Source organism: Moheibacter sp. (genome assembly GCF_049672845.1).
GTDB lineage: Bacteria > Bacteroidota > Bacteroidia > Flavobacteriales > Weeksellaceae > Moheibacter.
The window spans coordinates 193,760-211,579 of record NZ_JBATWT010000005.1; the positions used below are offsets into that span (position 1 = coordinate 193,760).

Genomic DNA, 17,820 nt, shown 5'->3' on the forward strand with positions numbered 1-17,820 from the left:
CGTTTGTTTAATTTTATAATGTTCAAAAAGCAGACCTTAAATTTCGGATTTTCAATCTGATTTTACTGCGAAAATTCGGACAACCGAAGCTTTTCCTTTGTGCGAATTTCCTTCGTTCAGATTAACATTCTCAATTTTTGCTTCTAGAAAATCAAATCCCTCAAAATCGGATTTCAATTCTTCCAAATCCCAAAGCATTTCGGGATTTCTTGGGCCTCCGGCCGTCGGATTGTCTTTTTGATTTCTGCTATGTTCTTTGCTAAATCCTTCCAAAATCAAAATTCCACCGGGTTTTAAAGCTTTGGAAATTCTCCGGTGAATTTCTTTTCTCTTTTCATTTGGGAAATGCGAATAAATCATAGCAATCGCATCAAAAGAAGTTTCTTCCAATGGAAAAAATTCGGCATCTGAAATCCGATAATCAATCGAAACATCATTTTTCTCTGCCCATTGCAGCGCTTTTCTTTTTCCGATTTCACTCTGATCAAAAGCAATAACTTCCCAGCCAAGTTTGGCGGCATAAACTGCATTTCGCCCTTCGCCTTCCGCTACAAACAAAATTTTTCCCGTATCCCGTCCGCTCAGTTTTTCTTTTAGATACTCATTGGGCTGAATTCCATACACGAATTCCTCCTGATTGTAACGCTCGTCCCAAAAATATTTAGTCATTGATTTTATCTAAAATTCGTTGCACATTGCTCAGCGAACCGCCATTGAACACATTTTGAATTCCATTTTGTTCCAATAAAATTTTCGCCTGATTACTACGGTTTCCACTTCGGCAAAAAAGCACCAGATTTTTCTTTCCTTTCAGCTCTTTGATTTTATTTTTTATTTCAGGTAAAGGAATGTTCACCGCACCTCTCAGGCTTCCGTGTGAGAATTCATAACTCGAACGGACATCCACCAGATAGGCCTCATTTTTAATCGCTTGTTTCAATTCCGAAGCTTCTGCAAAAGGTGAGAATAAATTTTTAAATATTGATAGCATTTTTGTTTTGTTTAATGAAAGCCGGCAAAATTTCACCGGCTTTTCAGATTAATAAATGGAAACTACAACATCGTAGTCGGGCACACATAATCACTAATATTGAATTTCTCTGACTCCTTGATAGCCGTAAATCCACCCTGAACATCGATCAGATTTTCGTAACCGCGCGCTTTGAGAATGGATATGAAAATCATCGAACGATAACCGCCGGCACAATGTACGTGATAGGTTTCATCTTTTTGAATTTCAGCCAAATACTCATTTATGTAATCCAAAGGCGTGTTTTCAGAACCAATGATATGTTCAGAAAAATGTTCGCTTTTCTTACGTACATCCAGCACTTTTAAATCGGCATCGTTTTCCATTCGCTTCGCAAATTCATCCACCGAAATCGACTCGATACGATCCACTTCTTTTCCTGAATTTTTCCAGGACTCAAATCCGCCTTTCAGAAATCCAATGGCATAATCATATCCCACTCGCGCCAATCTTGTCACAACTTCTTCTTCCCTTCCCTCATCAGCAACAATCAAAATTTTTTGTTTGATATCGGGGATCATTGCACCCACCCAAGGCGCGAAACTACCATCAATCCCAATGTTAATGCTGTTGGGAATAAATCCTTTGGCAAAACTTTGGGCATCCCGGGTGTCGAGCACGAGGGCATCGGTTTCATTTGCTGCCGTTTCAAATTCTTCCGGAGACAAAGCTTGCAAACCTTTTTCCAGAACATTGTCGATGCTTTCATAGCCTTGAATGTTCATCAGCACATTTTCAGGGAAATAAGCTGGTGGTGGCATCAATCCATCCAAAACTTTTTCGATGAATTCTTCACGACTCATCGACTGAAGTGCATAATTTGTTTTTTTCTGATTTCCGAGTGTATCGGTGGTTTCTTTGCTCATATTCTTACCACAAGCCGAACCTGCACCGTGAGCCGGATAAACAATAAGATCATCCGACAAAGGCATAATATTATTGTGCAAAGAATCATACAAATGCGATGCAAGTTTTTCCTGGGTCAGTTCAGCTACAACTTTTTGTGCCAAATCGGGACGACCTACATCGCCAATGAACAAAGTATCACCGGTAAAAAGTCCTAGTTCTTTTCCAGTTTTATCAGAAACCAGGAAGCAAGTACTTTCCATCGTATGTCCGGGCGTATGAATGACTTTTATCTTCAGATTTCCCAATTCGAGGATTTCACCGTCTTCAGCAATATGAGCTTCAAATCCGGGTTTAGCCGTTGGCCCATAGACAATGGTTGCACCCGATTTTTTCGCTAAATCCAAATGACCGCTTACAAAATCTGCGTGGAAGTGGGTTTCCAGTACATATTTGATTTTGGCTCCGTCTTTTTCAGCTTTGTCCAAATAAGGTTGAACCTCACGCAAAGGGTCGATAACAGCTGCTTCGCCGTTGCTCTCAATGTAATAAGCACCTTGCGCCAAACATCCCGTATAAATTTGTTCAATTTTCATTTCATTCGGTTTTTTAATTATACTACAAATTTATAAATGACTAACATCCTGCACAGTAACTTTGGTTACACAGCTCTATAAAACAATTCTTTTATCAAAATGTAAATTCCCATAATCAGCACAAACCAGCCAAAAAATGTTTTTAATTTAGTTCCGGCAATTTTTTTCGAGAGAAAAATTCCAAAGAAAATTCCAATGACCGAAAGGGCAGTAAAGCCTGAAAGCAAAGTCCAATCAATGGTTTCAGTTCCCTGTAAATCACCGATAAATCCCAATAAAGATTTGGCAGCGATGATAAACAAAGAAGTTCCTACGGCAAGTTTCATCGGCATGCGCGCCAAAAGCACCAAAGCCGGAATGATCAGAAAGCCTCCACCAGCTCCCACCAAACCAGTCAAAACACCAACGATGCTTCCTTCGAGGAGAATTAATGGATAATTGTATTTCAATTCGATTTTTTCGTATTTGTCACAATTGATACAAGGTTTGATCATCGAAACCGAAGCGGCAATCATCACAACTGCAAAAAGAACCATCAATGAAATGGATTTGGTAAACTGAAAGTTCCCTATGGAAAAAATCACATCGGGAATGAAAGGAATGAGGTAAGCGCGCGTTAAATAAACCGCAAGGATAGATGGAATTCCGAAAATCAAAACCGTTTTGAAGTCAACATTTTTTTGCAAGGCATTTTGAACTCCACCCACCAATGAAGTTACGCCTACGATGAAAAGTGAATAAGCCGTTGCCATAACCGGATCTACATCGAGGATATAAACCAAAATCGGAACGGTAAGAATGGAACCTCCGCTTCCAATTAATCCCAGCGAAATCCCGACCAAGGCAGCTAAAACCAGCCCAATTATCAATGCGAAATTCATATAAATTCTACTAATTCAGCACAAAATTAGTCAGGACTGCCGGGCTTTGCAGTAACTTTTGTTACATTGAAATTTGAATTAATAGGAGTTAATCATTCAGGATTGAAGTTCGATGTTATTTCGGTTCAATTTGATTCTTCCTTCGTTTTCCAATGCTTTTAACAACCGGGAAATGACCACTCGTGAACTGTTCAGTTCGTTGGCTATTTCCTGATGGGTTTTCTGGATAGTTTGGGAATTATTCACTTTGGAAGTTTCTTCTAAATAATCAATTAATCTTTGATCCATATGCTTGAAGGCGATGTTGTCGATGGCCGAAAGTAATTCATTGAAACGGCTATTGTAACTTTCAAAAACAAAAGCCCGCCAGCTTCGGTATTTCCCTACCCATTCTTCCATTTTCATCACGGGAACCATCGCAACGAGTCCGTCGTTTTCGGCAATTGCGCGGATTTCACTTTTTTTGTCGCCCATACAGCAAGCAAGTGTCATGGCGCAGGTATCGCCCTTTTCGAGAAAGTACAATAATAATTCTCCGGAGTCGAAATCTTCACGCATAATTTTAATCGCACCCGCCATTAACAAAGGCATAGATTTAATGTATTGGTCAAAATCAATCAGGACTTCACCTTCCTGAAAACTTTGCAATCGAACTTCATGAGCAAGTTCTTCAATCAGTTCCGCTTCAAAAATTCCTCCAAAAGTTTCGGTCAGTAATTCCTTTAAATCCATCAGTGTGGCAATTTATTTTTTAATAATCCATAGAACCAAGTGCCAAGTAAAGCACCCAAAATAACGACTAAGATAGGAAAATAACCGGCACCTGTGAGCACGAACATCGGACCGGGACAAGCGCCTGCCAAAGCCCAACCTAAGCCAAAGAAAATTCCACCAAACAAATAGCGTTTGATGCTTTTTTCTTTATCGGGAATTTGAATGGCTTTACCGTGGATATCTTTTAAATTTTTTCTTTTGATAAATCGAACCAAAATAATGCCCACAGCAAGTGCAGAACCCATCAGTCCGTACATATGTATGGACTGAAAGTTGAACATTTCATAAATTCTGAACCAAGAAGAAGCTTCGGATTTGTACATTAAAATTCCGAAAAAAATTCCGACAATCAGGAATAAACTATTTTTTTTCATTTCGAATTAATTTAAAATAGAATTGGAAAAATAAGATGGATCATAATGAGCCCACCGATGAAAAACCCGATGGTAGCAATCAGAGAAGGCATTTGGAGATTACTGATGCCGGAAATCGAATGTCCGGAAGTACAGCCACCTGCGTAACGTGCGCCAAATCCGACCAAAATTCCACCGATTAATAAAATCGCTAAAGCTTTGGGATCGGAAAATGCTTCATTCCCGAAAAGTTCAGTCGGGACATAGGCTTCTCCGGCACTTAAAAAGTTTTGACTATGAAGTTTTTCGATTGTTTTGGGATTTAAATCCGGGAGTTGATTTTCGGATAAATAATGTGCGCCAAGAAATCCGCCGATGATTGCGCCTGACATCATCAATAAATTCCAGGATTGGACTTTCCAATCGAAACAGAAAAACTCACAGGTTTTATCGGCTCCGCACATTGTACAAAGTGTTCGCAAATTGGAAGACATTCCGAAATTTTTGCCCAAATAAAGCAAGGTAAACATCGTCATTGCGATCAATGGCCCGGAAACGTACCACGGCCATGGTTGTAAAATCCATTCCATACATCAAAATTTAGTTTACAAAATTGAGCTTAAAATTTCAATCAATTTGTGACCTAAGTTACATTTGATCCTAAACAAATTTCGCTACAAGTAGGTATTTCAGAGAATTAGTCAATATGATAATTTTGACTCAAACTTTTATTATCATGAAAAAAATTCTTTATAAATCATTCTTAATTGCAGGCATCTCTCTGTTCACTTTTTCCTGCTTCGAAACTGATGACGGAGACCTAACTCCTGTTTGCAATGTTGACAATTATATTGATGCTTATTTAAGCGCCGTTGAGTCTTTTAATGCTAATCCAAATTATTCAAATTGTTTGACATTAAAGAACCGCGCAATTGAAATGTTGAATGCTATTCATAATTGTGATTATTATGAAGATACAGCTTATTGGGAAGAGGCAGTTGCTGCGTGGGATAATGTAAATTGTTCTGATTTGTTGTAATAATCTACTTTTTTATAACATAAAAAAGCCTGATGAGTTCATCAGGCTTCTGGTATTATAAATCGAAATCCATATTGACGTCGAGTTTCATTGCAATGAGATTTGTTATGCGCTTTTTTATCTGTGGCAACTGAACATGCTCCAGAACTTCGGCTGCAAAAGCATACAATAAAAGTGCTTTGGCTTGTTGTTTTGGGATTCCTCTTTGTTGCATATAAAACAATGCGGTTTCATCCAATTGTCCAACGGTACATCCATGCGAACATTTCACATCATCGGCAAAAATTTCCAATTGAGGCTTGGTATCGATTGATGCTTTATCAGTCAATAAAACATTATTATTTTGCTGGAAAGCATTTAACTTCTGTGCTTCAGGATAAACATAAACTTTTCCGTTAAAGACACCATGAGATTGTTCATCAAAAATTCCTTTGTATAGTTCATGGCTTTCACAATGTGGGAATTTATGATCAACTTTTGTATGATGATCCACGTGCTGCTTGCCTGAAATAATCGTAACTCCATTCAAAATAGAATTAGAATTTTCTCCTTTTTGAACAAAGTTGAGATTGTTTCTTGTCAATTTCCCACCAAAGGAAAATGTCTGAAATGAAGCCACACTATCACGTTCTTGTTCGATGTAAGTATTATCAATCAAAGAAGCTTCGACAGCATCATTTTGAATTTTATAATAATCCAGTTCGGAATTTCTCCCCACATGAACTTCCGTAACAGAATTCGTCAGATTGGCTTTTTCATTCAGGGTTTGATGTCTTTCGATGATTTGTGCCTGGGAATTGTTTCCCAAAACAATCAGGTTTCTCGGGTGGTACAAAACTTCGGATTCCTGAGCCGTGGAGAAGAAAATTATCTGAATCGGTTTGGACAAAATTACTTTGTCCGGCACATAAATATAAGCTCCGTCTTTGAAAAATGCGGTGTTCAATGAAACAAGACTATCATCTTTCGGGGCAATTTTGCTGTAAAAATTCTCGATGACCGATTGGTGCATCATTTTGTTCATCGCGCTGGAAAGCACACAGATGTCAGCTTCTTCATGTGTGGTCGAAGACAAATAACTGCTGTAAATTCCATTTACGAACACGATGTTGTAAGTGTCCATATCGTGGATGAAATACTTTTTTACATCTTGGTAACCGATGGAAATTTCTTCGGATTCCGGAAATAATTTATAATCGGCTTTCAGTAAAGGTGCCAGATTGGTGTATTTCCATTCTTCTTCTTTTTTGGTTGGGAAACCGTTTTTCCCGAATATTTCAATGGCTTCATGGCGCAGGTCGTCTATCCATTTATTTTTTGGATTTTTCTCATTGAAAACCAAATGTCTTGAAACCAAATTTTCTTTTAAATCTATCATTTTTAAGAAATTAGAAGTTAGAAATTAGAAGTTAGATTTCTCAGTTTTCCAATTCTAAATTCATTTAAATTTTATAATTTAACTTTTAAAATAATTAAATCGCTGCTTCTTCAATCACCCAGTCGTAACCTCTTTCTTCGAGCTCCAAAGCCAGAGATTTATCGCCTGTTTTGATGATTTTACCGTCGTTCAATACGTGAACAAAATCCGGAACGATATAGTCCAGAAGTCTTTGGTAGTGCGTAATTACAAGTACCGCATTGTTTTCTTTGCGGAAGGCATTCACACCGTCTGCTACAATTCGAAGTGCATCAATGTCCAATCCTGAATCGGTTTCGTCGAGAATGGCCAGTTTCGGATTGAGCATCATCATTTGGAAAATTTCGTTTCGCTTTTTCTCACCGCCCGAAAAACCTTCGTTGAGTGAACGCGAAAGGAAATCTTTACGAATTCCTAATTTTTCGGCATTTTCACGAATTAATTTCAACATTTCCGAAGCGCCCATATCTTCCAATCCCTGTGCTTTTCGGGTTTCGTTGATCGCCGTTTTGATGAAATTCGTTACTGAAACACCCGGAATTTCCACCGGATATTGGAAAGAAAGGAAAATTCCTTTGTGGGCACGTTCGTCCGGTCCCATTTCCAATAGGTCTTCGTTTTCAAAATTGATTTCACCCTGAGAAACTTCGTATTCTTCTTTTCCGGCAATTACCGATGACAAAGTCGATTTCCCGGATCCGTTCGGGCCCATGATCGCATGAACTTCTCCCGGTTTGATTTCCAGATTGATTCCTTTTAAAATTTCTGCTCCGTCTTCAATTTGAGCATGTAAATTATTTATTTTTAACATCTCGTTATTCGTTTTGAGTTTTGCGTACTTCGCAATTTATAATTTGAATATTGTATTTTACTTAATTTACCCCACGGATCCTTCCAGCGAAATCTCCAAAAGTTTCTTGGCTTCTACGGCGAATTCCATTGGTAATTTATCCAACACTTCGCGGCTGAATCCGTTTACAATCAAAGCAATTGCTTTCTCGGTATCAATTCCTCTCTGGTTACAGTAAAACAATTGATCTTCTCCGATTTTCGAAGTCGTTGCTTCGTGTTCCAATTGAGCGGTTTTGTTTTTGATTTCGATGTACGGGAAGGTATGCGCTCCACATTCATTCCCCATCAAAAGTGAATCACACTGCGAGAAATTCCTTGCTCCTTCTGCTCCTGCATTTACTTTCACGAGTCCGCGGTAGCTGTTCTGGGATTTCCCGGCTGAAATACCTTTGGAAATAATCGTGGATTTTGTATTTTTCCCGATGTGAATCATCTTGGTTCCGGTATCGGCTTGCTGATAATTATTGGTAACCGCAATCGAATAAAATTCTCCTACGGAATTATCACCTTTCAAAATACAGCTCGGATATTTCCAGGTAACGGCCGAACCTGTTTCCACTTGCGTCCAGGAAATCTTTGCGTTTTTCTCCGCAACTCCTCTTTTGGTTACAAAGTTGAAAACACCTCCTTTTCCTTCTTCGTTTCCGGGGTACCAGTTCTGAACGGTTGAATATTTAATTTCGGCGTCATCCATTGCGATTAATTCTACAACGGCTGCGTGCAATTGGTTTTCATCACGCGTTGGTGCGGTACAACCTTCCAAATAAGACACATAGGAACCTTCGTCAGCGATTAACAAAGTTCTCTCGAACTGACCTGTCCCGGCTTGATTGATACGGAAATAGGTCGAAAGTTCCATCGGGCAGCGAACGCCTTTTGGGATATAACAAAATGAACCGTCTGAAAATACTGCCGAGTTCAACGCCGCATAGAAATTATCGGTTCTTGGAACTACTTTTCCGATGTATTTTCTCACCAATTCGGGGTGTTCTTTGATTGCTTCGGAAATCGAACAGAAAATAATTCCCAATTCGTTCAAAGTATCTTTGAAAGTTGTTGCGACGGACACAGAGTCCATTACGACGTCCACAGCAACGCCTGTCAGACGTTTTTGTTCGTCGATGGAAATTCCCAATTTCTCGAAGGTTTTCAACAATTCCGGATCCACTTCGTCTAAACTTCCTAATTCCGGTTTCTTTTTCGGAGCGGCATAATAGGTAATGTCCTGAAAACTTGGTTTTTGATAATGAACATTTGCCCATTCCGGTTCGGTCATTTTTTGCCATTCACGAAAAGCTTCCAAACGCCATTCGGTCATCCATTCCGGTTCTTCTTTACGTTTTGAAATTTCTCGAATGATGTCTTCATTGAGACCAACGGGGAATTCTTCATATTCCACATCGGTTGTAAAGCCAAATTCATATTCTTTTCGGCTTGACAAATCCTGTCTCAAATCGTCTTCTGTATATTTTGTATTGCTCATTTTAATAATAAGTATAACTAAATGAAAATGTTATGGGCGATTTAAATTCCGACTTGATGCCCAAAAATTCAAAATTCTTTACAGTCGAATTTTTATCCAGTTCCAAACGGTATAATTCTGTTTTACCGTTCAGGATGCTGTAAGTTCCGTTGGTGTTTTTTTCTATTTTCCAATTGGTTTCGGGAACCAAAGTAATTTTATTGGTTCTCGTGTTTTCTTTAGTTGTGAATTCCTCCATTGAAAAAGGAAATTCTCCCTTGAAATTACTGTAACAAATCTTGTCAATATCGTCCTGCTGATATCTTGTAATCCTGCATTTCCCTTCAATTCTGTCTTTGAAAACCATTTTTCCGTTCAGGAAAGTTTCTTTGTACAAAACATTTCCCTTTAACTGAAAAACGTCAATCATTCCTTTTACATTTTCCATTATCATTTTTCCTTCGGCATAATGGAATTTATTGGAGCGACTTCCTTCTGAATCTTTGAATATTTCTTCCTGAATCAAGCCGTCTTTGTAAACATAATCAACAGTAAGTCCTTTACCTGAAAGCATTTCAGAAACTTTTAACTGTGTAAGCCTGCCTTCTTTGTCATAATTCAGAATCATCACATCCGGCGTTTTCCTACCTTCTGTTTCAGCAGAAATCCTGATGGTTTTTACATTTTTATTGTCAATCGGAATGGCATTGATCAAGGGCTTTATTCCAAAATTTCCAAAGAAAAAGTTCTGTGTGTAAACTTCATTGAATTTCACCGAATTCTCATCGGGACTGAAAACCAGCAAACGATTTACACCCGATTTATTCTGTGCAAAAATGCTTACCGAAAGAAATAAAAATATGTATTTCAGGATTTTCAATTTGCTCAAATTTGGTTAAACTGCAAAACTTTCTCCGCAACCACAAGTTCTCTGTGCATTTGGATTGTTAAACACAAAACCTTTACCGTTCAAACCACCGTAATATTCCAATGTGGTTCCCACCAAGTAGAGGAATGATTTTTTATCAACCAAAATTTTCATCCCATTGTCTTCAAAAACTCTGTCCTCTTCTTTTTGATTTTTGTCAAAACTAAGCTTATATGAAAGTCCTGAACATCCACCGCTCTCTACACCAACACGCACAAAACTCTCTTCCAGATTGGTTCCGTCCTCGTTCATCAAAGAAATAACTTTGGCTTTCGCAGTATCTGAAACTTTTATCATTTTTCTATTAATTTTTGAATGCACAAAGATACAAACCAAAAGGCGATTTTCCTTAATTTTTAATAAATTATAACAATTAAACGATTAGCAAAACATTAACTTCAGTGGTTACAAATTCAATTCGGATCCAATTATATTTTTGTAAATCCCGCAGTTTGCTTTTTTTGTCCTATCGAAATTTTAATACCTACCTTTGTTGTCTATTTTCAATCTTATTCTTTTTTGAGAATCTTCAAATCATAATAAATTTCAAAGTGAAAAATTTACTGAATATTTTAGCTGCCAACCAACCTAATTTTATAAATATTATCCGAATTGCCATCTTTGTAGTAATGGTCTGGATAGGCGGATTAAAGGCCTTTCAGTATGAAGCCGACGGAATTGTTCCTTTTGTTGCCAACAGTCCGGTGATGTCATTTTTTTACACAAAAGAGGCTCCTGAATATGCCGAATATAAAAATCCCGAAGGTAAAACAGTTAAGAAAAACATTGACTGGCACAAAGAAAACGGAACTTACCTATTTTCTTACGGATTGGGAACAGTCATTGTTATCATTGGAATTCTTGTGCTGCTTGGCATCTGGTGTCCGAAAGTCGGGATGTGGGGCGGATTGCTCACTTTTGGGATGTCACTCGTCACACTCTCTTTTCTCATCACGACTCCTGAAGTTTATGTACCGAATCTGGGCGGTGATTTTCCTACGCCACAACATGGATTTCCTTACCTTTCCGGTGCCGGAAGGCTGGTCATCAAAGATATCATCATGATGGGTGCGGGTCTTATCGTTGCTTCGGATAGTGCAAAAAGAATTTTGAAGCGTAATAATTTGCATTAATTCTTCAGTCCTAATTTTCCTCTGACACGGCGCAAAACTTCGTCTGCCACAACCGATGCGCGAATGGCGCCATTGTCCAAATAAGCGTCGAGCGAAGATTTATCATTCAATAATTCGTTGAATTTTGCACGAGCTGTCGCATAATTGTCCAATAAAACCTCCAGCAAAGCATTTTTTGCGTGGCCATAACCATAACCGCCATTCAGGTAATTCTGACGCATTTCTTCGGTTTGTTCAGGCGTTGCCACCAATTTATACAAAGCAAAAACATTGTCGGTATCCGGGTTTTTAGGTTCTTCCAAAGGAGTACTATCGGTCTGGATGGACATTACCTGTTTTTTCAATTCTTTTTCGGGAAGGAAAATATTCAGGAAATTATTTCTGGATTTACTCATTTTATTTCCATCCGTTCCGGGAACAATCATCACTTCTTCGCTGATTTTTGCCTGTGGCAATACAAAGGTTTCGCCCATTTGATGGTTGAATCTTTCCGCTACATCACGGGTAATTTCCAAGTGTTGCAATTGATCTTTTCCTACCGGAACCAATTCGGCATCGTACAATAAAATATCGGCCGCCATCAAAATCGGATACGTAAACAATCCGGCATTCACATCTGAAAGATAATCTTGTTTGTCTTTGAAGGAATGCGCCAAAGTCAATCGCTGAAAAGGAAAATAGTTCAAAAGATACCACATCAGTTCAGAAACCTGAGGCACATCGGACTGACGGTAAAAAATCGCTTTCTCTGTATCCAATCCAAGTGAAAGCCAGCAAGCAGCTACTTCGTAAGTATTTTGTTTCAGAATTTCAGGATCTTTGATTTGGGTCAAAGCATGAAGGTCTGCGATGAAAATAAAAGATTTATCATCGGAAGAATTTGCCATTTGAATAGCGGGCGAAATCGCTCCCAAAATATTTCCCAAATGTGGGGTTCCCGTTGCTTGGACTCCTGTCAGAACTCTTGGCATTTTTGGATATTTAGATTGTTAATGTTGAATTTTGAATTGCTAAGTTAATTCGAAATAATTTTTAGGAAGGATTTTCCCGTTCAAATCTTTTGATTTTGCGATGAACAAGCCAAGTTGCAAATGGAATAAATGCAAACATCAGGATGAAAACAAATTCTTCGTCGTCCCATCGGTAAATTTTCTTTACGAAAAATGCAAACAAAACATATCCCATAAATGCTACTCCGTGAAACAAACCAATGGGAAACATCAGCCATGTCTCTGGGTCTATGCCATATTTTACCGGCATTGCCACGCAAAAAAGTAAAAAACAGCTGATGAATTCAGCTATACAAAAAATGTCAAATATTTTTTTAAGTGACTTCTCGTCCATCTTCAGATTTTTGGCAAAGATATCTTGCAGGTAACTACTATCCAAATCATTAAATCTTATATTTGTCAGCGTTTTAAAATTAACATCTGATGAGATTTTTACTTTCCGTCTTCTTTGTCTTTTTTATTTCAAGTATTATTTCGGCTCAGACGCGTGACCTTGAAACCCTTGCAGAAGGCGAGATGGTATATGCCGACATACTTTATGATTCCGATTATAATCTTTACGGATATATTTACTTTTTCGATCAAGGAAAAAAAGATGCGCAAAACAAACAGTTTGAATATATTTTGCTCGACCGAAACCTCAACAAAGTTGCAAACGGAACCTATAACGAGAAATTTTTTGATGGTGTAGTATCTGATTTTTTCGACTGTACATTTATGGGCGATCATATCATTTTCTCTAAATATTTTGTTCGAAAATATGAGGTTTTACTGACCTACAACAGAATCATTTCCCTGAATGACAATACAGTATCAAACGAATTCATCTATGAAAATGATACTTTTCAGGATTTGAATGTAACGGCTGATAAATTGAAAAAAGATTATCGAAAAGCAGAATCCATCAATATTACCTACGCATTTAACCACAAAGATTTAAACGGATTTTTTGTTACCGAAAACAATAAAAAACGAAAAAATGCACATCAAGATAAAGATTTAAAAATTTTTGGAACCGATAAACAATTGAAGTGGGCTTATGTTTATAATCCGGATGGAACAAGAAAAGACTGGAACGATTTCCGGGTGTTGAATATGAACGATGGTATGATCATCGGCGGACTGTCACATTTTGCAAATGATACCTGGATAGACAGTTTCAAAGTGGTGGGACTGGCAATGGATACGGGTAAAAAATTGTTTGAATACGAACTTGAAAATAAAAATTCAACCTATAGCCACACCGTCAACATCCGTTATTTTGGTGATAAAATATTTATCGTTGGAAATTACAGTCCTTATTCAAAAGAAGATTTCAACTGGCAGAGAAATATGGGTGTTTACAGCATCACGCTGGATAAAAACGGAAAGGAAATTTCCAATAAATACTACCCATGGTCTGAAATTGCTTCCAATCTGAATGCCAATAAATATGGTGTGGTAGAAAAAGGCTATTATTTATCGCCTATGAAATTTTACATCTTGAAAGATGGCTCATTTTCCTATTTGGCCGAAAAATTCAAAGGCGTAAACTCCAATTATACATCTACCAAATCGCTGGATTTTGTTCTGTTTAATTTTGACGGAAACGGCAATTTCAAAGAGAATTTCGTAATTGAGAAAGACAAAACCAAAGCTGTAAAGAATGATTATTTGTTTCACCAATATATTAAAGACAATTCTGGAGTCGTTTTCTTTTTCCGTGATTATAAAAAAGATGATGAAACACGAGACAGAAACTGGGTTTTGGGAATCAACACCATCATAAACGGAGAGTTCAAACAGGAAATCATCCCTATGTCATCAGATGAATTCTTCATTCAGCCAATTCCCGCCAAAGAAGGCTATATATTGCTTCGCGAATTCAATAAAAAAAGTAAGTTTGATCAAATTCGACTGGAAAGACTGAATTACTAAACACCCGATTCAGCGTAAAATTCGGCGATATTTTTCAGTTCGTCCAAACTTAAATTCCACATAAAACTCAGAAACTGCTGGTAGCTTTCAGATTGCTCTTGCGGATTAACTGTATCCAGATAGCGGTTGAGTCGATACTGTTTTCGGGCTTCATAAATTTTTTCAAAATTCTTTCCAAGCCAATATTTGTAGTATTTCGTATGAGTGCCTTCCTCCAATTTGAGCAGTGTAACAAAAATCGCCAATCCATAATGTTTGAGAAAATACATATTGGGAACTTCTTCCAGTTCCGCAATTTTTTGGAGTTCTTTGAATTCCTCACCTGCCACCTTGGCATCCTCTACCGATGAAAGTTCAGGAAAGTGCTTTTGCAGAAACTCAATTCTTTCTACAGCTTCAGGATGTGAGGCAATCGAATCCTTATTGATTTTTTCTACAAATTTAGAATAATCATATCTTGAAAAATCTTCCATTTCCAACCAAGTTTCATCAAATTTCTGAGTAGGAAGATCAAAATATTTACGATAAACATCAACGTGTAAACCTGTTGGTTTTATAGTATCGTAACGTTGCAGGAGTTTGAATGCGTTTACAAACTCATCATTTTTAAACCGAGTGTTCTGATAATATTTAAATCCAAGCGAATCTGCTTCTTTTTCATGTGTTCTCCTCATACTTCCTTCTTCGTACAAAAGATTTTGCATGAGTTCAAAGGCATGTTGGTACTGGCCATATTGCCGTTGTTTGATGGTTTTGATTTTTGACCGATATTCCCCTGCTATATTTTCGTCAATTTGTTTAATCTGACTTTTTAAAACATGTTGGAGCACATTGTGTGCAATTTCATGAGAGATAATTGAAGCAAGCTGATCCTGATTTTCAAGAAACTTAAAACTACCCATATTCATGACCAAGGTTCCGTCTGGAAGTGCGTAAGCATTTACATTTGGATATCTGGATAATAAAATCCGAAGGTTTTTGGGTATTTCAGGGTTTTTAGCCTGCAGTTCAGCCACAATACCATCAAGCATTTTTTGAAAACGGCTGTCTTTTACAAAATTTCCATCATTTATTTCTTCAATAAATTCTTCCTGAAATCCACCGAACGCATTGACAAGTTCATTTTTTTTCTTTCCCGAATATTCCGATTTCAACCTGATGTTGAAATTCTTAAAAATCGTTTCGTATTTAGATTTCAATTCCGAACGAAAAACTTCATCGGCCGTGTCAATAGGTGAATAATCCTGTGAGAATACATTAATAAAAAACATTGCCAGAATACCGGAGCATAAAGATTTAAGGTTCAAACTCATATCAAATCATCATAAACGTGAAAAGCGTATATACCATTAAAATCAGAAGAATGAAAAACGAGTTAATCCAAAAAAGCATAAAACTTTTGAGTCTTGAAACCGCTTTGTTTTCTCCATAAACTCTGCTGTGTGCCCTGAAAAAGTAGAAAAACGCATAACCAACTGAAAACAAAATTACAAACAAGGAAATCAGAGTAAATATGTTTGCCAAAGATGGAACCAAAAGAGAAATACTTGTCATTATCCAACTTATCAAAATGTTGAAAGTAATCAGCATCAAAAGAAATGAGAAGTAATATAGCGTGAAAATTCCATGGTCATAATAAAGCCACTTCTTTTTGCTGTGAAACAACCATAGGAAAAAGGCGAAAAACGGAAGGTATATAAAGAGCACTTTTGATAAATTATGGCTTAATTTTTCCATAAAGATGCTGGAAACCTCTTCTCCTTTTTCCACTTCTCTTTCCCGGAATTCAATCAGTTTTTTAAAGAATTTTTTAGAAGCCCATCCCATTCTGTCCTCTTTTGCCAATGATTTATCTATGGAATCAAACTGCGCGACGGACTGTATGTTTTTATATTTCCCCACATTGAACCCTTTGTGGTTTTCTTTGAAAATCCTACCATCATCTTCACTCACATCTATCCCCAAAGCCGAATTTCCCACATCAGCAGAATCCGATAAAACAGGGTTCACATCTCTCTCTAGTGCCTTCAAAGTCTGGGCATAAATCTCGTATTCCAGACCTGTCAGCTTTTTATTTTCAGGCAATACAGACTGAAGCGAATCCAGCTGCTGAATTGTTTTGATGTTATTGACCCCTGCCACCTCTATTCCTTCAAAATCATTGTTGGTTGTTTCTGAAATAAATCCGGAATCATTTTCTGATTGGTCAAAATCAGGCAGAATAAAGGGAATAAAAAAGGTAATAAAACTCACAAAAATGTAGAGTTTGACAGGCGGAACATAGGTTTTCCGTTTGCCATCCAGATAATCACGAATAATTTTACCCGGCTTGCGCGTCAATGTCTTCATGGTTTTCCAGAAGCCACTGTCATAATGGACAAAATCTTCTGCGAAATGCGAAAAAAGATAATGAAAAGAAGGTCGGTTGATGGAATTTTCCTGCCCGCATTTAGGACAAAATCTTTGCTCAACGATTGTTCCGCAGTTCAAACAATTCTTTTCTTTCCTAAGTTTATGATGAGGCATCCGGCAGTTGAATTTCTACCAAAATTAAACTATTTTATCCGAATACCCTCTTTCTGAAAAACAGAACAATTGCACCGCCCACGGTAATAGAAGAATCAGCCACATTGAAAATATAGGAAAAGAATTCAAAATGCTTTCCTCCTATTCCGGGAACCCAATCCGGCCAGGTAAATTCAAACAGCGGAAAGTAAAACATATCCACCACACAGCCTTTTAAAAATCCTGAATACCCTTGGAAATTGGCTTCGGAAATTCCCGAATAGCCGTCCCAACCGCCACGATCGGCATTCCAGGTAAGCCCCGTGTCGAAAATCATTCCGTAAAAAAGACTGTCCACAAGATTGCCGATGGCGCCTGCAAAAACGAGTGCTAACCCTACTTTAAAATAATTATTGTTGTGAATCTTCACATTCTTCCAAATGTACCAACCGATACCGGCAATGAGAAAAATCCGCAAAACCGACAAAAGCATTTTCCCGGTCAGGCCGCCAAATTCAGCTCCATAAGCCATCCCGGGATTTTCTACAAACTTCAGCTGAAACCATTCCCATCCAAAGACATGAATACCTTCGTTCAGATGAAAATTGGTTTTAATGTAAAATTTGGAAATCTGATCAATCAGTAAGACAATCAGAACTATGATTCCTACTTTTTTCAAAACCTCTGATTAGCGTTGCATATTTTTGGCCTCGATGCTCAAAGTCGCGTGGGGAACCAGTTTCAATCTTTCTTTGTTGATTAATTTTCCGGTTACACGGCAGATTCCGTAGGTTTTGTTTTCAATTCGGATCAATGCATTTTTCAAATCCCGAATGAATTTTTCCTGACGTGCTGCCAACTGGGCATTCTGCTCTTTGCTCATCGTTTCAGAACCTTCTTCAAAGGCTTTAAACGTCGGCGATGTATCGTCCGTTCCGTTGTCAAGTCCGTTCATAAAAGTTTCTTTAATCAGCTCATAATCACGCTCTGCTTTCTGTAATTTTTCCTGTATGATCTGACGGAATTCTTCCAATTCTGCGTCAGAATATCTTGTTTTTTCTTCTGTTGTTGACATAG

21 protein-coding genes are annotated in these 17,820 nt (G+C 37.8%); 3 read left to right on the forward strand and 18 right to left on the reverse strand.

Annotated elements, in window-relative coordinates; translation table 11 throughout:
* Positions 1–51: 51 nt before the first annotated feature.
* The 7 genes from WBF63_RS01025 to WBF63_RS01055 all read right to left on the reverse strand — a co-directional run bounded on the left by WBF63_RS01025 (position 52) and on the right by WBF63_RS01055 (position 5,070).
* On the reverse strand, positions 52–669 hold the full coding sequence (locus WBF63_RS01025; protein WP_424367822.1) for a class I SAM-dependent methyltransferase: 618 nt from the start codon (positions 667–669) through the stop codon (positions 52–54).
* Complete coding sequence (locus tag WBF63_RS01030) at positions 662–991, reverse strand: rhodanese-like domain-containing protein (RefSeq protein WP_424367823.1); 330 nt, start codon at positions 989–991, stop codon at positions 662–664. The genes WBF63_RS01025 and WBF63_RS01030 overlap by 8 nt, the downstream gene beginning before the upstream one ends.
* Before the next feature lie 62 nt (positions 992–1,053).
* A complete protein-coding gene (locus WBF63_RS01035; protein ID WP_424367824.1) occupies positions 1,054–2,472 on the reverse strand; it encodes an MBL fold metallo-hydrolase in 1,419 nt (472 codons plus the stop codon).
* A 65-nt stretch (positions 2,473–2,537) separates the two neighbouring features.
* Positions 2,538–3,353, reverse strand: a complete 816-nt coding sequence (locus tag WBF63_RS01040) for a sulfite exporter TauE/SafE family protein (protein ID WP_424367825.1) — start codon at positions 3,351–3,353, stop codon at positions 2,538–2,540.
* Between the two features lie 96 nt (positions 3,354–3,449).
* Positions 3,450–4,085 carry a Crp/Fnr family transcriptional regulator gene (locus tag WBF63_RS01045; protein ID WP_424367826.1) on the reverse strand — a complete coding sequence of 212 codons (636 nt, stop codon included), beginning with the start codon at positions 4,083–4,085 and terminating at the stop codon, positions 3,450–3,452.
* Positions 4,085–4,501 carry a DUF6691 family protein gene (locus WBF63_RS01050; RefSeq protein WP_424367827.1) on the reverse strand — a complete coding sequence of 139 codons (417 nt, stop codon included), beginning with the start codon at positions 4,499–4,501 and terminating at the stop codon, positions 4,085–4,087. The genes WBF63_RS01045 and WBF63_RS01050 overlap by 1 nt, the downstream gene beginning before the upstream one ends.
* Positions 4,502–4,512: 11 nt before the next feature.
* Entirely contained in the window at positions 4,513–5,070 is a 558-nt protein-coding gene (locus WBF63_RS01055) for a YeeE/YedE family protein (RefSeq protein ID WP_424367828.1), read from the reverse strand.
* A gap of 146 nt (positions 5,071–5,216) precedes the next feature.
* Between WBF63_RS01055 and WBF63_RS01060 the strand changes: the two genes are divergently transcribed.
* On the forward strand, positions 5,217–5,519 hold the full coding sequence (locus WBF63_RS01060; RefSeq protein ID WP_424367829.1) for a hypothetical protein: 303 nt from the start codon (positions 5,217–5,219) through the stop codon (positions 5,517–5,519).
* Between the two features lie 55 nt (positions 5,520–5,574).
* Here WBF63_RS01060 and sufD read toward each other — a convergent pair whose 3' ends face one another.
* From sufD to WBF63_RS01085, 5 genes are all read right to left on the reverse strand, one after another.
* A complete protein-coding gene (gene sufD, locus WBF63_RS01065) occupies positions 5,575–6,894 on the reverse strand; it encodes a Fe-S cluster assembly protein SufD (RefSeq protein ID WP_424367935.1) in 1,320 nt (439 codons plus the stop codon).
* Between the two features lie 97 nt (positions 6,895–6,991).
* Positions 6,992–7,747 (reverse strand): Fe-S cluster assembly ATPase SufC, encoded by a 756-nt coding sequence (gene sufC, locus WBF63_RS01070; RefSeq protein WP_424367830.1) that lies wholly within the window; start codon positions 7,745–7,747, stop codon positions 6,992–6,994.
* Positions 7,748–7,813: 66 nt separating this feature from the next.
* Positions 7,814–9,271: a Fe-S cluster assembly protein SufB gene (sufB, locus tag WBF63_RS01075; RefSeq protein WP_424367831.1), complete on the reverse strand. Its 1,458-nt coding sequence runs from the start codon at positions 9,269–9,271 to the stop codon at positions 7,814–7,816.
* A 1-nt stretch (position 9,272) separates the two neighbouring features.
* The gene (locus WBF63_RS01080) at positions 9,273–10,130 is read right to left on the reverse strand and encodes a hypothetical protein (protein WP_424367832.1); all 858 of its coding nucleotides are present in this window, start codon (positions 10,128–10,130) and stop codon (positions 9,273–9,275) included.
* Between the two features lie 15 nt (positions 10,131–10,145).
* Positions 10,146–10,475, reverse strand: a complete 330-nt coding sequence (locus tag WBF63_RS01085) for a HesB/IscA family protein (RefSeq protein WP_424367833.1) — start codon at positions 10,473–10,475, stop codon at positions 10,146–10,148.
* A gap of 254 nt (positions 10,476–10,729) precedes the next feature.
* Between WBF63_RS01085 and rclC the strand changes: the two genes are divergently transcribed.
* Entirely contained in the window at positions 10,730–11,311 is a 582-nt protein-coding gene (rclC, locus tag WBF63_RS01090) for a reactive chlorine resistance membrane protein RclC (RefSeq protein WP_424367834.1), read from the forward strand.
* Here the strand turns inward: rclC and trpS are convergent.
* Positions 11,308–12,282, reverse strand: a complete 975-nt coding sequence (trpS, locus tag WBF63_RS01095; RefSeq protein ID WP_424367835.1) for a tryptophan--tRNA ligase — start codon at positions 12,280–12,282, stop codon at positions 11,308–11,310. The two genes, rclC and trpS, sit on opposite strands and share 4 nt — an antisense overlap.
* Before the next feature lie 61 nt (positions 12,283–12,343).
* Positions 12,344–12,655 (reverse strand): DUF3817 domain-containing protein, encoded by a 312-nt coding sequence (locus tag WBF63_RS01100; RefSeq protein WP_424367836.1) that lies wholly within the window; start codon positions 12,653–12,655, stop codon positions 12,344–12,346.
* 89 nt (positions 12,656–12,744) lie between these two features.
* Between WBF63_RS01100 and WBF63_RS01105 the strand changes: the two genes are divergently transcribed.
* A complete protein-coding gene (locus WBF63_RS01105) occupies positions 12,745–14,238 on the forward strand; it encodes a DUF6770 family protein (protein WP_424367837.1) in 1,494 nt (497 codons plus the stop codon).
* On the opposite strand, the gene WBF63_RS01110 is transcribed toward WBF63_RS01105, so the two are convergent.
* From WBF63_RS01110 to WBF63_RS01125, 4 genes are all read right to left on the reverse strand, one after another.
* Entirely contained in the window at positions 14,235–15,551 is a 1,317-nt protein-coding gene (locus WBF63_RS01110; RefSeq protein WP_424367838.1) for a M48 family metallopeptidase, read from the reverse strand. The two genes, WBF63_RS01105 and WBF63_RS01110, sit on opposite strands and share 4 nt — an antisense overlap.
* A 1-nt stretch (position 15,552) precedes the next feature.
* Positions 15,553–16,728, reverse strand: coding sequence for a DUF3667 domain-containing protein (locus WBF63_RS01115; protein ID WP_424367839.1), 1,176 nt, complete (start codon positions 16,726–16,728; stop codon positions 15,553–15,555).
* A gap of 70 nt (positions 16,729–16,798) precedes the next feature.
* Positions 16,799–17,422, reverse strand: a complete 624-nt coding sequence (locus tag WBF63_RS01120; RefSeq protein ID WP_424367840.1) for a lipoprotein signal peptidase — start codon at positions 17,420–17,422, stop codon at positions 16,799–16,801.
* Between the two features lie 9 nt (positions 17,423–17,431).
* Complete coding sequence (locus tag WBF63_RS01125) at positions 17,432–17,818, reverse strand: TraR/DksA family transcriptional regulator (protein ID WP_424367841.1); 387 nt, start codon at positions 17,816–17,818, stop codon at positions 17,432–17,434.
* Positions 17,819–17,820: the final 2 nt, after the last annotated feature.